Annotated in this window: 21 protein-coding genes; 14 read left to right on the top strand and 7 right to left on the bottom strand. The window is 68.9% G+C overall.

Annotated features, from left to right (window positions below):
• From ACGLYG10_RS11985 to ACGLYG10_RS11950, 8 genes are read left to right on the top strand one after another with little or no spacing between them, the layout of a single operon-like run.
• Positions 1–912 (top strand): carbohydrate ABC transporter permease, encoded by a 912-nt coding sequence (locus ACGLYG10_RS11985; RefSeq protein ID WP_073332328.1) that lies wholly within the window; start codon positions 1–3, stop codon positions 910–912.
• Positions 909–1,721: a carbohydrate ABC transporter permease gene (locus ACGLYG10_RS11980; protein ID WP_073332326.1), complete on the top strand. Its 813-nt coding sequence runs from the start codon at positions 909–911 to the stop codon at positions 1,719–1,721. Before ACGLYG10_RS11985 ends, ACGLYG10_RS11980 begins: the two co-directional genes overlap by 4 nt.
• Positions 1,718–2,854: an ABC transporter ATP-binding protein gene (locus tag ACGLYG10_RS11975; RefSeq protein ID WP_073332323.1), complete on the top strand. Its 1,137-nt coding sequence runs from the start codon at positions 1,718–1,720 to the stop codon at positions 2,852–2,854. Before ACGLYG10_RS11980 ends, ACGLYG10_RS11975 begins: the two co-directional genes overlap by 4 nt.
• Positions 2,851–5,613: a glycoside hydrolase family 38 N-terminal domain-containing protein gene (locus ACGLYG10_RS11970; RefSeq protein WP_073332321.1), complete on the top strand. Its 2,763-nt coding sequence runs from the start codon at positions 2,851–2,853 to the stop codon at positions 5,611–5,613. The genes ACGLYG10_RS11975 and ACGLYG10_RS11970 overlap by 4 nt, the downstream gene beginning before the upstream one ends.
• 23 nt (positions 5,614–5,636) lie before the next feature.
• The gene (locus ACGLYG10_RS11965) at positions 5,637–6,923 is read left to right on the top strand and encodes a PHP domain-containing protein (RefSeq protein ID WP_073332318.1); all 1,287 of its coding nucleotides are present in this window, start codon (positions 5,637–5,639) and stop codon (positions 6,921–6,923) included.
• 12 nt (positions 6,924–6,935) lie between these two features.
• A complete protein-coding gene (locus ACGLYG10_RS11960; protein WP_073332316.1) occupies positions 6,936–7,880 on the top strand; it encodes an inorganic phosphate transporter in 945 nt (314 codons plus the stop codon).
• Between the two features lie 51 nt (positions 7,881–7,931).
• Positions 7,932–8,558 carry a DUF47 domain-containing protein gene (locus tag ACGLYG10_RS11955; RefSeq protein WP_073332313.1) on the top strand — a complete coding sequence of 209 codons (627 nt, stop codon included), beginning with the start codon at positions 7,932–7,934 and terminating at the stop codon, positions 8,556–8,558.
• A gap of 50 nt (positions 8,559–8,608) precedes the next feature.
• Complete coding sequence (locus ACGLYG10_RS11950; RefSeq protein ID WP_073332310.1) at positions 8,609–9,478, top strand: Cof-type HAD-IIB family hydrolase; 870 nt, start codon at positions 8,609–8,611, stop codon at positions 9,476–9,478.
• A gap of 34 nt (positions 9,479–9,512) precedes the next feature.
• Here ACGLYG10_RS11950 and ACGLYG10_RS11945 read toward each other — a convergent pair whose 3' ends face one another.
• The 7 genes from ACGLYG10_RS11945 to zwf all read right to left on the bottom strand — a co-directional run bounded on the left by ACGLYG10_RS11945 (position 9,513) and on the right by zwf (position 16,532).
• Positions 9,513–10,568 carry an alpha/beta hydrolase gene (locus tag ACGLYG10_RS11945; RefSeq protein ID WP_073332307.1) on the bottom strand — a complete coding sequence of 352 codons (1,056 nt, stop codon included), beginning with the start codon at positions 10,566–10,568 and terminating at the stop codon, positions 9,513–9,515.
• Positions 10,569–10,579: 11 nt separating this feature from the next.
• Positions 10,580–10,993: an RNA-binding S4 domain-containing protein gene (locus ACGLYG10_RS11940; protein ID WP_244542681.1), complete on the bottom strand. Its 414-nt coding sequence runs from the start codon at positions 10,991–10,993 to the stop codon at positions 10,580–10,582.
• Positions 10,994–11,117: 124 nt separating this feature from the next.
• Positions 11,118–12,158, bottom strand: a complete 1,041-nt coding sequence (locus tag ACGLYG10_RS11935; protein ID WP_073332305.1) for an HNH endonuclease family protein — start codon at positions 12,156–12,158, stop codon at positions 11,118–11,120.
• Positions 12,159–12,187: 29 nt separating this feature from the next.
• On the bottom strand, positions 12,188–13,111 hold the full coding sequence (locus tag ACGLYG10_RS11930; protein ID WP_073332302.1) for an aldo/keto reductase: 924 nt from the start codon (positions 13,109–13,111) through the stop codon (positions 12,188–12,190).
• A gap of 129 nt (positions 13,112–13,240) precedes the next feature.
• Positions 13,241–14,026, bottom strand: a complete 786-nt coding sequence (pgl, locus tag ACGLYG10_RS11925) for a 6-phosphogluconolactonase (protein ID WP_073332300.1) — start codon at positions 14,024–14,026, stop codon at positions 13,241–13,243.
• A complete protein-coding gene (locus ACGLYG10_RS11920; RefSeq protein ID WP_073332297.1) occupies positions 14,026–15,015 on the bottom strand; it encodes a glucose-6-phosphate dehydrogenase assembly protein OpcA in 990 nt (329 codons plus the stop codon). The genes pgl and ACGLYG10_RS11920 overlap by 1 nt, the downstream gene beginning before the upstream one ends.
• Positions 15,012–16,532 carry a glucose-6-phosphate dehydrogenase gene (gene zwf / locus ACGLYG10_RS11915; protein WP_280173618.1) on the bottom strand — a complete coding sequence of 507 codons (1,521 nt, stop codon included), beginning with the start codon at positions 16,530–16,532 and terminating at the stop codon, positions 15,012–15,014. The genes ACGLYG10_RS11920 and zwf overlap by 4 nt, the downstream gene beginning before the upstream one ends.
• Before the next feature lie 390 nt (positions 16,533–16,922).
• Here zwf and gndA point away from each other — a divergent pair, with 390 nt between their 5' ends.
• The 6 genes from gndA (at position 16,923) to ACGLYG10_RS11885 (ending at position 22,156) form a co-directional block, all read left to right on the top strand.
• Positions 16,923–18,407 carry an NADP-dependent phosphogluconate dehydrogenase gene (gene gndA, locus ACGLYG10_RS11910; RefSeq protein ID WP_073332294.1) on the top strand — a complete coding sequence of 495 codons (1,485 nt, stop codon included), beginning with the start codon at positions 16,923–16,925 and terminating at the stop codon, positions 18,405–18,407.
• Positions 18,408–18,558: 151 nt separating this feature from the next.
• Positions 18,559–19,005: an FHA domain-containing protein gene (locus tag ACGLYG10_RS11905; RefSeq protein WP_073332292.1), complete on the top strand. Its 447-nt coding sequence runs from the start codon at positions 18,559–18,561 to the stop codon at positions 19,003–19,005.
• A gap of 92 nt (positions 19,006–19,097) precedes the next feature.
• On the top strand, positions 19,098–19,745 hold the full coding sequence (gene ftsR, locus ACGLYG10_RS11900) for a transcriptional regulator FtsR (RefSeq protein WP_073332710.1): 648 nt from the start codon (positions 19,098–19,100) through the stop codon (positions 19,743–19,745).
• Positions 19,746–19,846: 101 nt separating this feature from the next.
• Complete coding sequence (locus tag ACGLYG10_RS11895) at positions 19,847–20,296, top strand: bifunctional nuclease (protein WP_139240975.1); 450 nt, start codon at positions 19,847–19,849, stop codon at positions 20,294–20,296.
• Between the two features lie 352 nt (positions 20,297–20,648).
• A complete protein-coding gene (locus ACGLYG10_RS11890; protein ID WP_073332706.1) occupies positions 20,649–21,167 on the top strand; it encodes a MerR family transcriptional regulator in 519 nt (172 codons plus the stop codon).
• 23 nt (positions 21,168–21,190) lie between these two features.
• Positions 21,191–22,156, top strand: coding sequence for an aldo/keto reductase (locus tag ACGLYG10_RS11885; RefSeq protein WP_073332286.1), 966 nt, complete (start codon positions 21,191–21,193; stop codon positions 22,154–22,156).
• The last annotated feature ends 63 nt before the right edge of the window (positions 22,157–22,219 follow it).

Below are 22,219 nucleotides of genomic sequence, written 5' to 3'. Positions count from 1 at the left end.
ATGGCACAGACGCGGACCGGACGGCGGCGGCCGCGCAGACGGGCCGAGGACATCGCCGGCCTGGGGCGGGGGCGCGCCACCTTCTTCGTCGTCCCCGCCCTGGTCCTGATCGTGCTGTTCCTGTTGTTCCCGGCGGTGTGGACCATCTACCTGGGTTTGACCAACTACCGGCTCACCGGCCTGGCCGCGGCACACACAGAGTTCGTCGGGCTGGGCAACTACTTGGCCACGTTACGCGATCCCGCGTTCTGGAACTCCCTGCGTCTGACCGTCGCCTTCGTCGCATTCTCCGGCGTCATCGGTCAAACGGTTGTGGGCTTCACGCTGGCTTGGTCCACCCGCCGTATCGCCGGCTGGGCGCGAACCCTCCTGGAGTCGGTGGTGCTGGCCGCTTGGGTCATTCCCGGCTCGGTCGTCTCCTTCCTGTGGATAGCGCTGCTCGACCGGCGCGGCGGCACATTGAACGCATTGCTCAACATGCCGGGAAAGGCGTGGCTCATCGAGCATCCGCTGGCCGTCATCATCATCTTTAACATCTGGTGCGGCACCGCATTCTCCATGCAGCTGTTCTCCTCTGCCCTGTCGGCAGTGCCGCCCTCACAACTGGAGAGCGCGCAAATGGCGGGCGCCTCCGGCTGGCAGCAACTGCGCGACGTGGTCCTACCCACGATCAGGGGACACATTTTGACGAACACACTCATGATCACCCTGTGGACCTTTAATACTTTCACCCCTTACCTGCTCACCGCCGGTGGTCCGGCTAGCAGGAGCGAGATACTGTCCGTATACATCTATAAGACCTCTATTCCAGGCGGTCAGTTGGGTCACGGTGCCGCCCTGTCCGTACTTATGCTGCTGATCAACCTGGTCATCGCCCTGGCATACATGCGTGTGGGAAGGGGGCGACAATGAAGTTCGCGCGACGGATCATCTTCACCACGGTGCTCGCCGTCGTCGGCGTGTTTTTCGCCCTGCCCCTAACCTGGTTAATACTGGCACCGTTCGACGGCCACCCGACAATGGCGGTGAAGTGGCCGCGGTGGACGCTGTCGAACTTTCGTCGGCTGCTGGACAATCCCTACGCCATGGGATCGATCAGGAACTCGCTCATTATTGCCTTGGGCACCATGGCGGTGGTGGTCGTGTTGGGCACACTGGCTTCCTATGCGCTTTCCCGAGTGCGCATACCAGGACGCGACGGCCTCCTGTACGGCATGCTGCTGCTTTCCTCCATCGTCACCGGTACCGCGGCCATGGTACCCACATTCCAATTGATGAATGCCATCGGGCTCATCAATACCCACACTGGCGTCATCCTGGTTCTGGCAGGTGGACTGCTGCCGACAGTCGTGTTCATTCTCAAGGACTTCATGGACTCCGTTCCTAAGTCCTACGAGGAGTCCGCACGCCTGTGCGGCGCCGGTCCCGGAAGGATCCTCGCCGACGTCGTCATTCCCGTCGCCAGGCCGGGCATAGCCTTCGTGGCGATCTGGGCGGTGGTGCAGGTCTGGGGCAACTTCCTCGTCCCCTATCTGCTGCTGCGCGATCCGGGTAGTCAGCCGGCCGCGGTGGTCATGTACACATTCTACACCGAGTCCGGGCAGGCCGATCTACGGCTCATCTCCGTGTTCGCCCTGGTGTTTGCGGTCCCCGTCCTGCTCATCTACTTCTTCGTCAACAGGCGATTCGGCTTCCGCTTCTACGGGGGGATCAAGTCATGACGTCCACGATCGAAATGCGCGGGCTGGTCAAGCAATACCCCAACGGCGTGCGGGGCGTCGACGGAATCAACCTGTTGATTCGGGAGGGGGAGTTCTTCGCGCTGCTGGGACCGTCCGGTTGCGGGAAAACCACCCTGCTGAGAACCATCGCTGGATTGGAGACCATCACCGAGGGTAGCCTGCACATCGGCGGCGTCGACATGACCGACACCGAGCCGGGAGAGCGAGGCGTGGCCATGGTGTTTCAGGACTATGCCCTCTTCCCCCACATGAATGTCCTAGACAATATCGCCTACCCGCTGCGGGTCCGCAAGGTATCCAAGACCGAGCGCAGAAGGGTTGCTACGGACACGGCGGGAGAGCTGTCCCTGGATGGCTTGCTAGACCGTCGTCCCGGTCAGCTGTCGGGCGGACAGCAGCAACGCGTCGCCCTGGCAAGGGCCATCGCCACTCGCCCCGAGGTGCTTCTCCTCGATGAACCCCTGTCTAACCTTGACGCCAGGCTGCGCCTCGAAGCCCGCACCTTTCTCAAAGAGCTGCAACGCGATCTCGGCATCACCTCCGTTTTCGTCACCCACGACCAGGCCGAGGCCCTAGCCCTCGCGGATCGCATCGCGGTCATGAAAGACGGGAGGATCCAGCAAGTCGGCACTCCCAGGGAGATCTTCCACGCCCCCGCCAATGAATTCGTCGCCTCGTTCATTGGCGCCCACCCCATGAACCTCGTGGCGGGAGTCCTACGCGGCGGGCGTATCGCGTCAATGGGCACAGTGATCCCTGCCCCTGGGGCGGCCGCCCATGCGCTGCCCGACGGGGCACATGTCACCTGGGGAGTGCGGCCGGAGTACGTCGACTGGACGCCGATCCCCGCCGGTTCCACGGAGGATTCACCGCTGTCGCCCGACGACTCGGCGACCGCGATCGGGGCCGTCGCCGGCAATGTGTACACCGTGGAGAATCTGGGCGCCAACACCCTGCTCACCATGCGCGCCGGGACGGATCGCCTACAGGCCGTAGTCGGGGAGGATCCGCTACCGGAACCGGGACAACGCTGCTGGTTCACCTTCCCAATGGCGAAGATCCTCGTCTTCGACACCGACACCGGCACACTAATCGGAGGAGGACAGCGATGACGCAGCACGACAACGCCGTACCGACCGCCATGTGGATCATTCCCCACACTCATTGGGACCGGGAGTGGTACGAACCACATGACGTGTTCCGGGCGCGCCTGATTCCCGTCATTGACCGACTACTGACGCTCCTTGACGACGACGAAGAATACCGTTTCACCCTCGATGGGCAGACCGCCATGGTCGAGGACTATCTGGCCATCCGTCCCGAGAACGCCGGTAAGCTGCGTGCGGCCGTCACCCGCGGACAACTGGCGGTGGGACCGTTCGCGATACTCATGGACGAATTTTGCTGCGACGGTGAGACCATGGTGCGCAACCTTGAACGAGGCATTCGCGCTGCCCGCGCCATAGGCGGAGAGATGCGGGTCGGATACCTTCCCGACATGTTCGGTCATGCCGCCCAGATGCCGCAGATTCTCAAAGGATTCGGCCTGACCGACGCCGCCCTGTGGCGGGGGGCGCCAGCGGCGGTTGACACCGACGCGTTCAGGTGGAGGGCCCTGGACGGCTCCGAGGTCCGGGTGGAGTACCTGTGGGACGGGTACGGTTCGGCGCTGAAGCTGTTCGATCCGCCGGACAGGGTTGATCGGCTCGTGGCGGAGTATTTGCGGCTACATGTTGCCCGTTTCCGCGGAGACCCACCTGCGGGAATGTACGGAACCGACCACATGAGTCCACGCGCGGACCTGTGCACCCTGGTACGCGATCACAATGCGCGCTGCCCTGACACCCGTCTGGCCTTGGCGACCCTGAGCGAGGTGATAGTCTCGCGTTCACACGACGCCGCGCACCTGCGACAACTACCACTGGTGAACGGTGAACTGCGCTCACATGCCCGAGGGAATATCCTGCCCGGCGTATTGTCGATAAGAACTAACCTCAAGGCGGCCATGGCGCGCGCGGAGCGGGACCTCGTCACGGCCGAACGCCTCGATGCCGCGGTTGGCGGCTCCTCCCGCAGGACGCTGTGCGAGCGCGGTTGGGGTCTCGTGATTGAATCCTCGGCCCATGACTCGGTGACTGGTTGCGGCTGCGATGAAACAGCGGAGGAGGTGCTCACCCGTCTGCATGTAGCTGCGCACACCGCACGCGGGGTCATCGACATCGCGCTCCCGCGATTGGCGCGTCGCCTACCGGCAGGCGCCGTGGCCGCCTTCAATCAGTCCGGCTGGGCGCGGACGGTCCAGGGAGAAGCCGTGCTCGATGTAGGTGCGGATGCAGTCCCAAAGGGAGCCCAGTTCATCGAAGCACTGCCCACAGTCGTCGGTGACGAAAGGCTGCCAGCCGCAGACGTACCCCGGATACTGCGGCGGATCCACGGAAGAGAGCTATTCGGCTACACCATATGCGGCTATCACTTCCCAACGCCCGACGAACTCGTCTTCGAGGTTTCCCGCAACGAGAGTGATGCCTTCGACCGCGACGCCTTCGCCCAAGAGCTTCGTCGTCGGCTGGCGGGAGTTGGGACCGAGGACTACTGGCACGTCGTCACGCGCGCCGCGCCAGCCTGCAGAGTCCTGCTGGCGGGCCACGCGTCCGGAATGAGCGCGGCCGTATTGGAAGCCGACGGCGGCGTCGAACATCCGGTGTGTGTCTCGGAACGTCGTCTGGACAACGGCCTCGTCCGCGTTGACGTCGACGACGACGGCCTGGTCGCAGTCACGGACCTCCCCAGTGGGCGCACGGTCACCCGCGCCCTCGATCTTACCGATGAGGGGGACCGGGGAGACTCCTACAACTATGGCCCCGTCCGGTCCGGCGCAGTCACCAAACCCACCCGTGTTGATATCGAGGTTGAGGAGTGGGGCCCGCTGCGTGGCAGGATCCGAATTCGTCGTGTCTATCGCCTGCCGGTCGGGTTGGACGCCGAGGGGAGGTCCCGCAGTTCTCAGACCCGTGACCAGGTGATCGACACGCGGCTCGAGATCCGCGCAGATGAACAGTTCCTGCGGGTGCGTACCAGTTTCGTCAATGTGGTGGGCAGCCACCGGTTACGCATCCATATCCCCACCGAGGGACGGGGCCTGGTCGGCTCTGTTGCCGCCGGACAGTATGGTGTCACCCGCCGCGCACGCGTCGGTGAGGGGGGCTGGGGTGAATACCCCATTCCGACCTTCCCGGCTACCCGCTTCGTTCATGCCGGCGAGGTCGCGGTCTTCACCGACCGGCCGATGGAGTACGAGGTGGTAACTCCCGCCGTCCGTGCCGAGGTGCCCAATCGGCCCGACGAAATCGCACTGACACTTCTGCGCGCCGTCGGACTCATGAGCGTCAATCTCCACCCTCTGCGCGATGAACCCGCAGGGGCGGAGCTGGCCGTACCCGGCGCTCAATACCTGGACACGGCGGTGACCACCGACTTCGCCGTGGACCTGTCTTGTCCCGACTGGGAAGATTCCGACGTCATTCGCCATTCGGACGAATTCCGTCTGGATCCGGTATGTGTCGTCGGGACTGGGAGGGAGGCCCCGGGAACGGTCATGCCACCCATGACCACGCACGGGCGCGTAGCCCTGGAGTCTCTGCGTCGTCTCGACGACGGCGTTCTGGAAGCTCGTCTGGTCAATTACCAGCACCATCCGGAACCGCTACGGGCGCGCGCCGCGGGAGAATGGGATCAAACCGATCTGACCGGGGCGGTGACGAAGGAGAAGGTCCCCCTGTGGGAGATGACCGTGCCCGCTGCCGCCATCCTCACACTACGCCGGCGTCGGGATACCCAGACGGCCGACGCGGCGGCGCATGACAACTCATAGGACACGAAGCAGGAGATAGGACCATGACGGTGCTACGACACACAGAGCTGCACCCGACGCTGGCGGACCAGGCCGCCGACCGCTACCTGCAGGTTCCTTTCGAACTACCGCGGCAGGTCGACTCGCTGGAGATCACCCTTGATGTGGATGGTGACGACGGCACAGCGGTGATTGATCTGGGCCTGTTGGGCCCAGACGGACTGCGAGGCTGGTCCGGAGCGGCCAGAACCGAATGCGTCATAACCCAGGAGGACGCCACTCCCGGTTACCTGCCGGGTCTGAAGGCGGGCAATTGGGCGGTGCTCATGGGACTGCATCAACTGCCGGCCAACGGAATCGACGTGTCAGTCACAGTCGTTACGCCGGCAACCACCAGTCCGGAGCACGGCCCGCGGGAAGCCCCCGTTCGGCGTGTTATGCGCGGCAGCGACCGTGGACTGCCCGCCCCGCCCGGTCTGACCTGGTACGCGGGCGACACACACAGCCACAGCCTCCACTCCGACGGTGAGTTGTCATTGTGGGAACTCGCCAACGAGGCGGTCAGATCGGGGCTGGACTATCTGGGCTGCACCGAACACAACACGGTGAGCCACCACAGGCATCTCGATTCGGTGGGACAACGCCACGGAGTTACTCTGATTCCCGGCCAGGAAATAACCACTCACCGCGGACATGCCAACGCCTGGGGGCAGATCGGGACCATCGACTTTCGTCAGGAGGCTGCTTCCTGGGTGCGGGAGGCCGAGCGCAGCAAGGGCTTCATATCGATCAATCACCCGGTCGATGGGGACTGTTCGTGGCTGTACCCCTTGCCGTCCGGGACGATCGGTGCCGAGCTTTTTCACGGATCTTCTTACCGGAATCCCACCAGTACGGCGCCCCTGGCTTGGGCGGCAGCGAGCGACAGGAGTAGCGTAATCGTCGGTGGCAGCGACTTTCACAACCGCTCCACCCCCTTGCGCCCGGGGATGCCGACTACTTGGATCGCCGCAGAGGAATGCAGTGCCGCGGCGTTGATTGATGCCATGGCAGCGGGACGTACCACGATCACCGGGACGGCACGATTGGTGAGTCCCGACGAGGCTCGGCCTAATCTCGCCGACTCTCCCGCACTGATAAGGCTCGGCGGTGTCGCGCACTATGGGGATGACGAGCTCATGGCGGTCGACGCGGTGGGAACGGTCCTGGTTGACCGGACGGGAGCCCGTTTGGTCATCGATGAGAACAGACAGGTGGTGCTGGCTCCGTACAGCCGTGGTCCGTTCCGCCTGGAAACCCCGGTCCGGACGATTGTTGCGCTGTGTGCGTGAGAGCCTTGTGCCGTGCTGCTAACCGCCGCGCTGGTACTGGCCTTCACCGTCGTAGTGGGCAGAAACGATGGGGCGCCGCTGTGCGCGCTCAACATCGGGGCCAACCCGGAGCGCCCCTGGGGCTCGGTCGCCATCCTCGCCGCTGTGACCGCCCTGGTCCCACTGGCGGGGACGGCGCCCGTGGCCGGCACCTATCGGGAGCTTCTGGGCGGCGGCGGAGTGCGTGAGCTCGGCACCGTGTTGTTGGCGGCGATCGTGACCCTGGGGGCCGCGACGGTCGTGCGGGTGCCCACGTCGGTCACGCTCGCCCTGGTAGGCGCCGCGACCGGGGTGCGCCTGGCAGGCGGAGGCGCGAACTGGCCACTCGTCGCACGGGTGCTGGCGCTGGCCGCCCTGGCTCCCGTGCTGGCCGGATTGTGCGCTCGCGCCCTCCTGGCCGTGCTGGCACGCCTGCGGCTGCCGGACGCCCACCGGTGGATGGGGTATGCCCGCAGCGGCGGGTTCATCTGCGTCTGCGCGGCCTATGGGCTCAATGACGGCCAGAAGCTGTTCGTGGTGTGGATGACCGCGCTGGGGCAGCCCGTGGGCGGTCCGGGCGGCGGCCCGGCGCTGCGCTTGATGGCGGCGGTCGGATCCGGGTTGGCCTTCGCCATCGGGGCTCGGCTCGGTCTGCGCGCTGCGGGCCGCGCCTGGCGGGTGGGCGTGTTCGCACCGAAGCCCTATCAGGTCAGCAATGTCCTGGTGGCCACGGCACTGGCGGTCACGGTGGGCGCCATTCTCGGTGCCCCGGTGTCGATGACTCAGGCCACGGTGGGTGCCCTCATGGGGAGCGTGCCCGGCGTCCAGTGGAGAAGACTGCGGTGGAACGCCGTCGGCCGGATCGCCGCCGCCTGGGCCTGGACCCTCCCGGTATCCCTGCTGTGCGGGGCCGGCGCGGCCATGCTGCTCGGTCATTGAGCACGGTGTCGCGCGGCGCGCACAATTGGGTACACGGAGGACGGATGCGGCATGGCAAGACTGTGGACGTGGCTACGGCGACCAGGGAGACGGCAGACTCTGGTCGGGGCGCTGTCGGCGCAGGCGACTCTCGCCATTGAGGGCGTCGAGTTCGCGCTGCGCGCATGCGAGGCGGACGCGGATCTGGACGCGCTGGTCGAGCGCATCGAGCAGGTAGAGCGCCAGGGAGACACGACTCGCCTGCAGTTCGTGCACCTGCTGTCAACACGCGTGGTGACGCCGCTCGACCGGGAGGACATGTTCCGCTTCTCCCGCTGCCTCGATGAGGTGCTCACCAACACTCGTGACTTCGTGCGGGAGACCCGCGCCTGGCAGATTCAGCCCGATGACCACTCGCGGACGGGCCTCGAACACATTCGCCGCGGACTGGAGCAGCTGGTCGGTGCCATGGACACCTCCTCCGGGCGCATCAACCGGGAGCTGTGCACCGCCGCCCGTAAGGAGGGCCGCCGGGTACGCGAACAGTACGACGACGGGCTGCGCCAACTGTTCGTGGAAGAACTGAACATGGAGGCGCTGGCCCGCCGCGAACTGCTCAGACGCGTAGACGTGATCGGCCTGAGACTGATCGAGGCCATCGACGCCGTCGTAGACGGAATTGTCAAACGCACCATTTGATCGCCTGCGCCGATTCACGATCATCCGCCGGGTCTGTAACAATCGCCTGCGTGAAGTCCTCCACCACGCCCGGCTCGGTTGCCGGCCCCGCCCCACTGCCGCCCGCGCCCGTCGACCTGCGCCTGGTCGTCACGGATATGGACGGCACCCTGCTCGACGGCGACGGCCTACTCCCGGCGGGATTCGCCGACATGGTTTCGCGGCTGCGCGCCCACGGGGTGCTGTTCGCTCCCGCCTCCGGGCGCCAGCTCGCCAACCTGCGCTCCGTGCTGGGTGAGCCGATCACCCACTCGCCGATCATCGCGGAGAACGGCACCCTGGTGGTTCAAGACGACGAGGTCATCCACTGCGAGACCATAACCGTGAGCGACACGGTTGCCGCCATCGACACCGCCCGCGACCTGGGCATCGACGGCTACAACGTCGGCGCCGTCCTGGCCGGGGTGGAATGCGCCTACATCGACCGCCAGGACCCGCCCTTCGTGGAAGAGGTCTCCCGCTACTACCGGGAGCTGGAGATCGTCGACGATCTACTCGCCGTGCCGCTGGACCGGACGCTGAAGGTGGCCGTATACGACTTCGACGACGTCGAGGCCGGCAGCTCGCAGGCACTGAAGGCGGCCGTGCCGGACGTGCAGGCCGTCGTCTCCGGCGTGCACTGGACCGACCTCATGCCCCGCACCGCCTCCAAGGGCCGGGCCCTGGCCGCCCTGCAGGCGCGCCTGGGCATCACGCCGGCGCAGACTGCCGTCTTCGGCGACTATCTCAACGACCTGGACATGTACGAGCGGTCCGAGCTGTCATTCGCCATGGCCAACGCCCACCCCGGCATTCAGGCCGTCGCCCACTGGACCGCGCCCGCAAACACCGAAGCCGGCGTCCTACGCACCGTCGACGCCCTGCTCCAGCGCCTGGCCTGAGCACCGCCGCCGGACGGGACGGTCGCGCGGGCCCTCAGCTTCCGCCCGCCAGCCCCCGACGCAGAGCATCGATCGCATCACTGCGGAAATCGCGCATCGCAGCCGACCAGGTGCAGTAGTCGGCGCCGTGATACATACCCGGCTCAACCCGCAGCTGCACCTGCGCGCCGGCAGCCCGCAGGCGTTCTGCATAGGCACGGTCCTCATCGAGGAACAGGTCCAACTCGCCAACGCCGATCCAGGCGGCCGGTAACCCATCCAGGTGCTCCCGCCGAGCCGGCACCGCCCAGCGCGCCGGCGCCCACCGGTCGGCCGGCTCGGCGACCGGACGCCCCAGGTAGGCGCCCCAACCTTCCGCGTTGCGACGGGCGGTCCACACGAACTCGCCGCGGCCGGGAATCTCGGCGCCACCGGCACCCGTGCGGTCATCCAACATCGGATAGATCAGCAGTTGGAAAGCAACCGGTACTCCCTCGTCCAGGGCGCGCTGAGCGAGCGCGGCCGCGAGCCCGCCGCCGGCGCTGGCGCCGCCGATCGCAATCCGCTCGGCGTCCACGCCCTCGGCCGCGGCCTCGGCGTGCAGCCGACGCAGAACGGTGAAGGCGTCGTCGAGTGCCGCCGGATAGGGGTGGGCGGGCGCCAGCCGGTAATCGACGGAGACCACCAGAATGCCCAGTTCCCGGGCGATGCGTGAGCAGAACAAGTGGTCCTGGGCGGGGGAGCCACCCACAAAGCCGCCACCGTGCAGCCACACGAGGGCGCCCGACGGCGGCGCCTCCCGCCGCGCATCCGGCTCGTACCGCCACACCGGCACTTCCAGACCGCCATCGACGACGACGTCACGGTGCCCCAGGCCGGATGGGAATACCCGCGCGGGCAGCCGTGAGGAAAGCAGGGAGGAGAAGTCGGTGGGCAGGTCCTCGGGCACTCCTGCCTGGCCCCGGCCAATCACCAACAGCGGCGCACGCAGCTCCCGGGCCACGCGGTTGAGTCCCGGTCCCAGCTCTCGGCGGCGCACCGCCAGCGCGCCGATGGCGCTCAGGGCGGCGATGGCGGCCGCGCCACGAGTGGCGCGAGCGGAGGGAGACATGCGGTTCTCCTTCAGTCCTCGTCCAGCAGGTGCTCGATATCGACGTCGGCCCGGCGGGTGGCGCGCAGGGCGTCGAGCTGACGACGCTCCTTCTTGGTGGGGCGGCCCGCCCCGCGGTCGCGAACGATCGCGGCGGGCGCATCCAGCGGGGTCGGACGCGGGGGAGAGAAGTCGGTGTAGGCGGTGCGGGCGACGGGTGCACCCACCCGCTTGACGAGGATCCGCTGCACGCGCAGCAGCCGGTCGAAGCCCTGCACGCGATAGCGGATCTCGTCGCCCACCTTCACGTGTTGGGAGGGCTTGGCGGTCTCGCCGTTGATGCGCACGTGGCCGGCGCGGCAGGCCGCGGTCGCGGCGGAGCGGGACTTCACCTGCCGCACGCTCCACAGCCACACGTCCACGCGCGCCGACGCCGGATCGTTTATGCCGGGAGCGCTCCGGCTATCGCTTCCGGCCGCTGGGCCCGACTGCGTATTCGCCACGTGTCCGATCCTAGGGGATCGGGCGTCGGGCCCAGGTGCCATTTCAACCGACCTCGGCACGTAACTGCTACCGACCTCGGCGAGATGCGCGGCGGCGGGGCAGGGCGGCACGCCCACGCGTCACCAGCCCGAGCCCGATCAGCAGCGCCCCGGCGGCACACACCAGCGTGTAGACGCGGTCGGCCAGCACCGTTTGTCCCACCCGGACACCAACACTGCGGACGCGCTCGGGCACCGAGACGGCGCCGTCGCCGCCGGCCGCGCAGTCGGTCAGTGCCGTGCGCAGGGCGGCGGCGTCGGCGTCCGGCAGCCCGAGGTCGTAGGCGGCCGCCACGCTGACGAACCGGCGCGCGTACTCACAGCGGTAACCGACGTCGTCGGGCCACCATCCGGGCCCGGTAGCGGTGGTCCAAGTGCCCGTCTCGGTGGAGCCGGCCGGGCACGTGGCCGGGCCGCAGTTGGACTTTTCCTGATTGGCCGCGCCATCCACCGCCAGCAGATTCAACGGATCATTGGCGACCAGCAGACGCCGGCGCTGATCCCACTGCCAGGCCCCGTGCGCGTACAGGTAGTTCAGCGGGATCACGTGGTCGATCTGAACGGCGTCGGAGGTGTCCTGCCCACGCTGAAAGGCGACCGTGGATCCGGTGTAGGGATCGTGGAGGGTGCCCGACCAGACCGTGGCGTCGGGGCAGACGGCCGCCCCCTGACCGCGCCCGGCTTCGATGTCCTGCGTGCCGTCCTCGCGGGAGAAGTCCGCGTCGGTCAGGTCCCGGGCCAGGATTTCGTTGCGGGTGTCGCAGCCATCCCCATCGACGTCCATCCACGCCTGGCCGAACCAGCCGGTGCGCGAACCCCCTTCACCCCAGGAGACGGCGGCGGGGGAGTCCTCCGGCAACGCCTCGAGCGCGTCCAACGCCTCCGCCGCGCCCAGCACGAGCCGCTCGCGCTCGTCCCAGGAGACAGCGGCCGCGGTTGGCGCATCCAGCGAACTCGCGGTATCCGCTGCCGCCGGGGGCGCGACCGCGCACGGAGTCAGGGCGAGCGCTGCCGAAAGCGCGCAGGCCGCCGGCGCCGTCCGGGCGGATCGGTGGAGACGAGGCAGCATGATGGGCGGGTTCCGCGGCCGGAGGCGGCTCAGGGAACGATGTAGCCGGCGGCGCGGAAGACCTCGTACCACTGCTCGCGAGTCAGCTCCAGGTCGGAGCCGGCGGCCGCGGCCTCGACCCGGTCTGGGCGGGTGGTGCCCAGCACCACCTGAATACGGGCGGGGTGGCGGGTGATCCAGGCGGTGGCAATCGCCTCCGGGGTCACGCCGTACTCGGCGGCCAGGCGGTCCACGACGTCGTTCAGCTCGCCGTAGCGCTCCCGGTTGCCCAGGAACGGGCCGGAGCCGTCACCGGACTGGAAGGGGGACCAGGCCTGAACGGTGGTGTTGGTCAGGCGGCAGTAGTCGAGGATGCCGTCGGTGCGCACCACCGACTGGTCGTGGCGCATGTTCAGGGCCACGCCCTCGGCGATCATGTCCGCATGCGTCAGGGACAGCTGCAGCTGGTTGACGAGCAGCGGCTGGTCCACGGTGGCGCGCAGCAGCTCCAGCTGGCCGCGCGTGTGGTTGGAGACGCCGAAGTGGCGCACCTTCCCGGAGGCGGCGAGGGAGTCGAAGGCGGCGGCCACCTCCTCCGGTTCGACCAGCGCGTCGGGACGGTGCAGCAGCAACACGTCCAGGTAGTCGGTTTGCAGCGCCTTGAGGGAGGCGTCGACGGACTCAAGGATGTGCTGGGCGGAGAAGTCGAACCAGCCCCAGCGGATGCCGCACTTGGTCTGCAGCACCACCTGCTCGCGCTCGGTGGCCGACCAGTTCAGGGCCGAGCCGAAGCGCTCCTCGCAGGCGTGGTCGCGGCCGTAGATGTCGGCGTGGTCGAACATGGTGATGCCCGCGCCGCGGGCGGTGGCCACCAGGTCGCGGATCTCGGCGTCGCTGAGCTCCTTAATGCGCATCAGGCCGAGGATGAGGTTGGAGGCGGTCAGGTCGGATGAGCCAATTGGTTGGATTCTCATACAAATACGGTACTTGACGGCCGCGGCTGTGCCTAGGGGCGGGCCGGCGTTGTCCACAGCCGGGCGCTCGCAGCCGCCGCGGACCGTGCCTGTGGACGCCGGTGGACGTCCGCGGGCACGAGCCGCGGGTCAGTCGGGCACGCCGGCGGCGGCCGCACGATCCAGGTGCCAGACCGTGGCCTCGCCGCGGGCGCAGGAGGCCGGGGCGGCGACGACGTCGGGGGCGGCCAGCCCCTTGGCCACCGCCTCGGTCTTACCGGCCCCGCCGGCCACCACCATGACCCGACGCGCCCGGTGCAACACGTCGAAGGTGAAGGACACGCGCTCGGGCGGCGGCTTGGGGGAGTCGCGCACCGCGATCACGTCCGTGCCGGTGGTGGGCGCGACCGGGTGCCCCGGGAACAGCGAGCACACGTGCGCATCCGGCCCCAGCCCCACGTGGACGACGTCGAAGCGCCCGTTGGCCGGGCCGTGCTCCCGCAGCGCCTCGGCCAGTGCGGCGGCCGCCGCGTCGACGGACTCCACCTGCTCGGGGCCAGGCAGGCGGTGCATATTGGCCTCCGGAATTCCGGCGGCTACCAGTCCCGTCACCTGTAGGTCGTTGCGGTCAGGGTGGTCGGCGGGCACGAAGCGCTCGTCGCCCTCCCACAGGTGCACCCGATCCAGCCCGTGCGCGGATGTGAGCCCGACGGCGGCGAGTGCGGCGGGCAGCGCCGCAGCGAGCGCCGCACCGCCCGATCCGCCGGTCAGGACCAGGTGGGCGACGCCCCGTTCGGCGGCGGCGTCGGCGAGCAGTCGCGCGGTCTCCGCGGCGGCGGTGGCGGCCGCCTCAGCCATGGAGTCGTGGACGACGACGGAGGGGAGGGGACGGGCGTCCGCGGCCGCGTTGACGGCGGCGGCATCGACTGTGGGCATCAGTGGATCCTTTCTTCCGCAACGGCGGCCTGGGCGGAGTCCTCGGCGAAGGTGGCCAGAACCTCCTCGTAGACGAGGTCCGGGCTGAGCCGGCGCAACTCCTCGCTCATCGTCGCCACCGGCTCGCGGCGGGCCATGGTCACGACCTGTGGGCGCTCGACGCCGGGGCGCGTGATCATCACCCGCTCGTGGTCCTTGCGCGTGATCACCAGGTCACCGGAGTCGGTGCGCACCGTAATGGTGGCGATGCCGGGAACCTCTGGGGCATCCACCCGCTCCACATCCACACCCAGGCGCAGCCGCAGCCAGCGGATCATCAGGGACACCGAGGCATTGTGCGGCTCGCCGGCGACGACGACTCCCCGGACCGCCCCGGCGCACAGCAGCGAGTCCAGGGTTGAGGCGACCATGGCGCGCCACAGGGTGATGCGCGTCCAGGCCAGGTCGATGTCGCCGCGCGTGTACTCGGGGGCGAGGGCCGCCAGGGCGGAGGACGGGTCCGGCTGAGAGGGCGTGTTGGTGATGCGGGTGGTGGCCAGGGCTCCGAGCGGGCTCGTGGCCGGGCGCACGGGCGGCGCATACGGCCACCAGGTCACCACGGGCACGTCGGGCAGGAGGAAGGGCACCACCAGGGTGTCGGCGTGGCGGGCCGCCTCGCCCTCCGGGAACAGCACCAGGGTCTCGCCGGCGCCGGCGTCGTGGCCGAGCCGGATCTCGGCGTCGAGATGGCCGAGGGAGCCGTCGGGACGGTGCCCATTGTGACGCCGGTCGTCGTCGGCGTCGTCGCTGCCGTTGGTCGGCGACACGACCGCCACCACGCGGCAGGGATGGTCCAGGCTGGCGCCGTGGGCGGCCACGAGGGCCTCCTCCAGACCGTCCCGGTCGGTGTCGATCACGAGGGTGAGCACGCGCGAACCGCTGCTGACACCCTCGGAAAGGAGGGTGGAGACGATCTCGTCGGTTGTGGTCTCGGTGAGGTTGATGATCATGAGCGCCTCCAAATGCGGCCGTCGCGGGCAAGCAGGTCATGGGCCGAGGGCGGCCCCCAGGAGCCGGGCCGATAGCCCTCCGGCACTCCGTTCGCGGCCCAGTGCTCGATCACCGGGTCGAGGATCCGCCAGGACAGGTCCACCTCCCGCTGCTGCGGGAACAGCGGGGCATCGCCGAGCAGCGCGTCCAGAATGAGCCGCTCATAGGCCTCTGGGGACTCCTCGTTGAAGGAGGCGCCGTAGCCGAAGTTCATGGTCACATCGCGCAGCTCCATCTGGGTGCCGGGAACCTTCGAGGCCATGCGCATGGTGATGCCCTCGTCGGGCTGAATGCGCAGCACGATCGTGTTCGCGCCCAGGCCGGCCGTGGCCGCGTCGGTGAAGGGCAGGAACGGTGGTCGCTTGAACACCACCGCCACCTCCGTGACCCGGCGGGCCAGCCGCTTGCCGGTACGCAGATAGAAGGGGACCCCGGCCCAGCGGCGGTTGGCTATCTCCAGCCGCACCGCGGCGAAGGTCTCCGTGTGGGAGTCGGCGGCCACCCCGTCCTCCTCCAGGTAGCCGCGCACGGGGACGCCGCCCTGGAAGCCGGCCTCGTAGCGGCCACGGGCGGTGGTCGCGTCCAGATCGAGGACGCCGGCCCGTTCCAGCTTGACGGCGGCCAGCACCTTCTCCTTCTCGGAGCGGATGGCGGAGGCGCGCATGGAAATGGGCTCCTCCATGGCGGTCAGGGCCAGCAACTGCAGCAGGTGGTTCTGGATGACGTCGCGGGCCGAGCCGATCGTGTCGTAGTAGCCGGCGCGGGTGCCGATGCCGATGTCCTCGGCCATGGTGATCTGCACGTGGTCCACGTAGCGCTGGTTCCACAGGGGCTCGAACATGGTGTTGGCGAAGCGCAGCGCCAGAATGTTCTGCACCGTCTCCTTGCCCAGGTAGTGGTCGACGCGGAAGACGTCGTCCGGGCGCACGATCCGGGAGACGACGGCGTCCAGCTCCTGGGCGCTGGCGCGGTTGTGGCCGAAGGGCTTCTCAATGATCACCCGCCGCCAGGAGGCCGGGACCTCGTCCACGAGCCCGGAGGCGGCCACATGCTCGGTGACGGTGGAGAACCAGGCTGGCGGCACCGACAGGTAGAAGGCGCGGTTGCCGCCGGTGCCGCGGGTGGCGTCCAGGTCGGTGACGGTGCGGGTGAGCCGCTCGTAGGCGCCGTCGTCGTCGAAGGAGGCCAACTCGACGAAGCGCATGCCGGCGGCCAACTGATCCCAGATCGCCTGCCGCCAGGGGGTGCGGGCGCCGCCGCGCACCGCATCCGCGACGTATTCGCGCATGTCGTCGTCGGACCAGTTGCGCCGTCCCACGCCCACCAGCGAGAAGCTGGGGGAGAGCAGGCCACGGTTGGCCAGGTCGTAGATGGCCGGCAGGAGCTTGCGCCGGGCCAGGTCGCCGGTGATGCCGAACATGACCAGCACGCACGGATCGGCGATGCGGGGCAGACGCAGGTCGCGCGGGTCCAGCAGCGGATTGTCCCGCGGAGCGGCAACGCCTCCCGGGGTGCCGGAGGCGGTCGGTGTGCTTGAGATATGGGGGAGGTCCACGGGTGCCTTCTGCGCCTTCCTGTTCTTCTTCCCGGTGGGTGGTTGCGGCCGACCGTGACGCCCACTCGGATCCCGGATGCGGTGCAGGGCCGACCGTATCCACTCTATGCGCTCGGCCGACACCGACGCCGGGCAGGGCGGGTGTCGAGGGGGTGTCTGTCAGGGCGTGTTTCAAGTTCTCACCGGCCGTGTACGACGCGACGGCCCCAACGGTAGGCTCTGGGGCGCGCCGGGAGCCTGCCCGGCGCGTAACCTTGCCCAATAACCGATCCCAGAACCGTGGCCCGTGCGGACGGGCAGAAGAGGATTGCGATGAGTTCAGCGAGCGACTTCGTCCCGCAGCCCGCCTCAGCGGATATAGGCGTGTACGGGCTGGGGGTGATGGGCGCCAACCTGGCTCGCAACCTCGCCCGCCATGGTCACTCGGTCGCGGTGTTCAACCGCACCCCGGCCCGCACGGAGCGGCTCATGGACCTGCACGGGGGCGAGGGCGACTTCGTGCCGGCCGTCGACGCGGCCGCTTTCGTCGCCTCGCTGCGGCGGCCGCGCGCCGTGATCATCATGGTGCAGGCCGGCTCCGCCACCGAGGCGGTCATCGAGCAGTTGCGCGAGTTGCTGGAGCCGGGAGACATCATCGTCGACGCCGGCAACACCTTCTATGAGGACACCGAGCGTCGCGAGACCTCCCTGCGCGAGCAGGGCATCCACTTCGTTGGCATGGGTGTGTCCGGTGGTGAGGAGGGGGCACTGCTCGGCCCCTCGATCATGCCCGGCGGCACCGACGCCTCCTACGAGCGCCTCGGGCCGCTGCTGGAGTCCATCTCCGCCCACGTGGACGGCGAGCCCTGCTGCACGCACGTCGGCCCCGGCGGCGCCGGCCACTTCGTGAAGATGGTGCACAACGGCATTGAGTACGCCGACATGCAGCTGATCGCCGAGGCCTACGATCTGCTGCGCGGCGTGGCCGGAATGAGCGTGCCCGAGATCGCCGACGTCTTCCGCGACTGGAAGCACTCCGAGCTGGACTCCTACCTGATCGACATCACCACCGAGGTCCTGGACCGGGTGGACCCGGCCACGGGCGCGCCCTTCGTGGACGTGATCGTGGACGCCGCCGGCCAGAAGGGGACGGGCGCCTGGACCACCCGCACGGCCCTGGACCTGGGCGTGGCCGTGCCCGCCATCGCGGAGGCCACCTTCGCGCGGGCGGCCTCCTCCGCTCCCGCGCAGCGGGCCGCCGTGCGGGCCGCAGGCCTGAACGCCGGCACCACCGTGCCGCATCTGGCCGCCGGCCCCGAGCGCGACGCCTTCGTCGACGCCGTGCGCCAGGCCCTGTACGGGTCCAAGATCGCCGCCTACGCCCAGGGCTTCGACGAGATCGCCACCGCGTCCGCACAGCACGACTGGAATGTGGACCTGGGCGCCATGGCCCGCATCTGGCGCGGCGGCTGCATCATTCGCGCCCGCTTCCTGGACGACATAACCCGCGCCTACGAGGCCGACCCCCAGCTGCCCAGCCTGCTGACGGCCCCCACCTTCGCGGACGCGCTGCGAGCCGCCCTGCCGGCCTGGCGGCAGGTGGTCTCCGCCGCCGCCCTGGCGGGCGTGCCCGCACCGGCTTTCGCGGCCTCGTTGGCCTACGTGGACCAGCTGCGCGCCCAGCGCCTGCCCGCCGCTCTCATCCAGGGACAGCGCGACTTCTTCGGCTCTCACACCTATCACCGTGTGGACGACCCCGAGGGCGTCTACCACGTGCTGTGGGCCGAGCCGGGCCGCGCCGAGGAGAAGTGGAACTGAGTCCTGGACTCGGGGCCGGGTGAAACGCCATCAGCCGCATCCGGCCCCGGCCGGGACCTTTTCCGGACCACGCATTGCGGCGGCCCACCGCGGCAACGGTATGGTTTGACCACAGCGGTGCGACCGGCACCGCCCGACCGGAGGGGAACAGATGTCGAGCACGCCGATGGAACCGGATCCCACCTCGACCCAGGCCTTCGGGGCGATTGGCGTCCCCGTTGAGCCCGACGTCCCCTCAGTGGGCATCTCCGCTCAGGACCGGGCCGCCATCGCGGCACTGCCCGCGGGCACGGCGCTGCTCCTGGTGCAGCAGGGACCGACCGCCGGCGCTCGCTTCCTGCTCGATTCCGCCGAGACAACCGTCGGACGGCACCCGCGCGCAGACATTTTCCTCGACGACGTCACGGTTTCCCGCAAGCACGCGGTCTTCACCGCGCTGCCCGCCGGCGGCTTCTCCGTGCGCGATCAGGGCTCGCTCAACGGCACCTACGTAAACCGCCAGCGCGTGGAGCAGGTGGCCCTGCGCGCGGGCGATGAGGTCCAGATCGGCAAGTACCGCATGACCTACCACCCCGCGCCCCAGCGGGCCGCGCAGTGACCGGCGCCGCCGCCCGGCGTGGGGCGGCCGACGACTTGGCGCCCGCCGAGGGATCCGAACCGTGGCCGCGCGGGGTCTCCCGCGAGCCGGCGATGAAGATCGGTGAGGTGGTCGACCGCCTCAAAGCCGAGTTCCCTGCGCTGTCCGTCTCCAAGGTGCGTTATCTCGAGGCCGAGGGACTCATCTCCCCGCACCGGGTCGGCAATGGCTATCGGCGCTACTCGGTCGCCGACATGGAGCGGCTGCGCTACACCCTGACCGCGCAGCGCGACGAGTACCTGCCGCTGTCGGTGATTCGCGAGCGTCTGACGGAGTTGGACGGGGATATGGACGCCCCGCCGCCGGCCCCGGTGGCGCGGGTGGTGGCCTCGGACGGCCGTACCGTGGCCGGCGCCTTCGACGCCGATGACCTGGTGCACCACTCGGGGGCGTCGCTGGCGCAGATCGAGGAACTCGTGACGATCGGCATCATTGTGCCCGACGCGCACGGCCGCTTCGACTCCCGTGCCCTCACCACCGTGTCGCTCGCGCTCAGGGCGGGCCGGCTGGGCGTGCCCCTGCGCAATCTGCGGACGGTGCGCAGCGCCGCCGAGCGTGAGGCCGACGCCATCGAACTGGCCACCCAGCACAAGCGCAGTCGCTCAACGACGGCGGGGGAGGACGCGGCCGCGGAACTGGCCGGGGTGCTGGCGCAGCTGCACACCAGCCTGCTGCACCACGCCGTCGACGCGCTGCGCTGACCGTCGTATACCAGTCGGCTACTCCAGATACTTCTGTCACCGTTCCCAGGACAGCACCGCCGACCCGCCGGTAGGTTATGAGCGTGCGGACCATGTCACTGATGGGAGTCCGTTCCACGGTCCCGGACTCAGGCCTGGTCGCCGTCCTCATGGAGGACGGGGGCCCTGGCATGATCACCGTCCCCGTGGGGGCGCGGGACGGACTGCTGCTGAGCACCCCCAGCCACAACCGGCCCCCCAGCTGGGTGCCGTTTCTGACTGCCTGCGTGGATGCTTTCGGCTCGGCCATACTGCGGGTGGAGCTCGACGTCGATGCGGACGGCGGCCTATGCGCCGCCGCGGTGCTCGACGCCGCGGCACCCGGCCTGCCGAAGGTGGTGCCCTGTGTCCCCAGCGACGCGCTGATTCTGGCCGACGTGCTGTCCCTGCCGATGCTGGCCACCGACGCGCTGCTGCGGTTGCGCGGCATCGATCTGGGCGAGGAGGCATTGCAGCAGCGCATGCTGCGGTGGCGGCGGGAGTTGGACGGGGCCGTCTCGGAAGATGCGTGACCCCGCCCGTCCCGACCGGTCGGCTTTCTGCGACACGCGTGGCTCTTGTGACAGATGTGAAAGTTGATGTGCATCGCGTCACATTTCTCTTGCGGGTGTTGCGGGTTATCCGCGCAATTTCGCGCCGTCGGAGCAGCGGGGGAGTCGAGCGTGAACCTCAACCTCAACTCAATGCCGTTTGTTCGGCGTGCCTGACATTGAGTCCGCCCACGACGGGTTCTATCGTGGAGCAGTGGCCGGGAGGACCGGCCCGCGCGTGCGTCCCCGCGCACGCCCCGATCTCGACAGGAGCCGGCAAGTGAGCGCCAACGAAGCGAGTCTTCACGCACCCGCACCCCAGCACACGCAGGGGATGCTCTTCGGTGACCCGCTCCCGCACCTGGACGTCAACACCGGCTATCGCGGACCGGTCGCCTGCCGCGCCGCCGGCATCACCTACCGGCAACTGGACTACTGGGCCCGCACGGGCCTGGTCGAGCCCTCCATCCGTGGAGCCAAGGGCTCCGGCTCCCAGAGGCTGTACGCGTTCCGCGACATCCTGTTGCTCAAGATCGTCAAGCGCCTGCTCGACACCGGGGTCTCACTCCAGCAGATCCGGGTGGCCATCAACGCCCTGCACGCGCGCGGGGTCGAGGACCTGACCTCGATCACCCTGATGAGCGACGGCGCCTCCGTTTACGAGTGCACCAGCGCCGACGAGGTCGTGGACCTGGTCCAGGGCGGCCAGGGCGTCTTCGGCATCGCGGTCGGACGCGTCTGGCATGAGATCGAGGGATCGCTCGCCGAGCTTCCGGTCGAGCACGCCGCCGACGCCCCGGTCGTCGAGGATGAGCTCGCCAAGCGCCGTGCGGCCAAGCAGCAGGCGGTCTGATAACAAACTCGAAGAGGTACAACATGGCGCCAACCAGAACACTCGGGAACTCCGATGTTTCCGTCAGCCCCATCGGTCTGGGTGGGAACGTCTTCGGTTGGACGGCCGACGAACCCACCGCCCACCGCATTCTGGACGCCTACGTGGACGCCGGCGGAAACTTCATCGACACGGCCGACGGCTACTCCCACTGGGCCGAAGGCCACGTCGGCGGCGAGTCCGAGGCCGTGATCGGTAGCTGGCTGGCGGACCGCGGCCGCCGCGACGACGTCATCATCGCCACCAAGGTAGCCACCAAGCCCGGGCGCGAAGGCCTCGCCGCCGGCAACATCCGCACCGCCCTGGACGAGTCTCTGGAGCGGCTGCACACCGACCACGTGGACGTCTACTACGCCCACTACGACGACCCGAACACGCCGCTGGAGGAAACGGTCGCCGCCTTCGAGGAGGCGCGTGTCGCCGGCAAGACCCGCCACGTGGCGCTGTCCAACTACACCCCCGACCGCGTTGAGGAGTGGTGCGCCATCGCCGCCGCCAATGACTTCGCGGCTCCGGTTGCGCTCCAACCCCACTACAACCTGGTGCACCGGCACGACGTCGAGGGCCCCGGCAACCGCGGGGAGGTTGCCGCCGCTCACCAGCTGGGCATGGTGCCCTACTTCGCCCTCGCCTCCGGATTCCTCACCGGCAAATACCGGCCCGCCGCCGCGACCGGCGCGGAGGTGGCCTCGCCGCGCGGCGGCTGGGTGGAGGACTACCTGCGCCCGGAGTGCTTCGCCGTCGTGGACGTGCTGCGCGAGGTTGCTGCTGCGCACGACGTCGCCCCCGCCGCGGTCGCCCTGGCCTGGCTGCGAGACCGCCCCGGTGTGGTGGCCCCGCTGGCCTCCGCGCGCACCCTCGAACAGCTCGGACCCATCGTCGACGCCCTCACGCTCACGCTCACCGCGGACGAGACCGCGGCGCTCACCCGGGCCTCGGATCAGGTCTGAGACAACCGGCAACAGAACCGACGCCGCCCGGCGTGCGCCTCAAGGCGCACGCCGGGCGGCGTC

The sequence above is a fragment of the Actinomyces glycerinitolerans genome, from assembly GCF_900098745.1.
Classification (GTDB): domain Bacteria; phylum Actinomycetota; class Actinomycetes; order Actinomycetales; family Actinomycetaceae; genus Actinomyces; species Actinomyces glycerinitolerans.
Note: the sequence above shows the minus strand (reverse complement) of the source record. Positions and strands in the feature narration are given on the sequence as shown.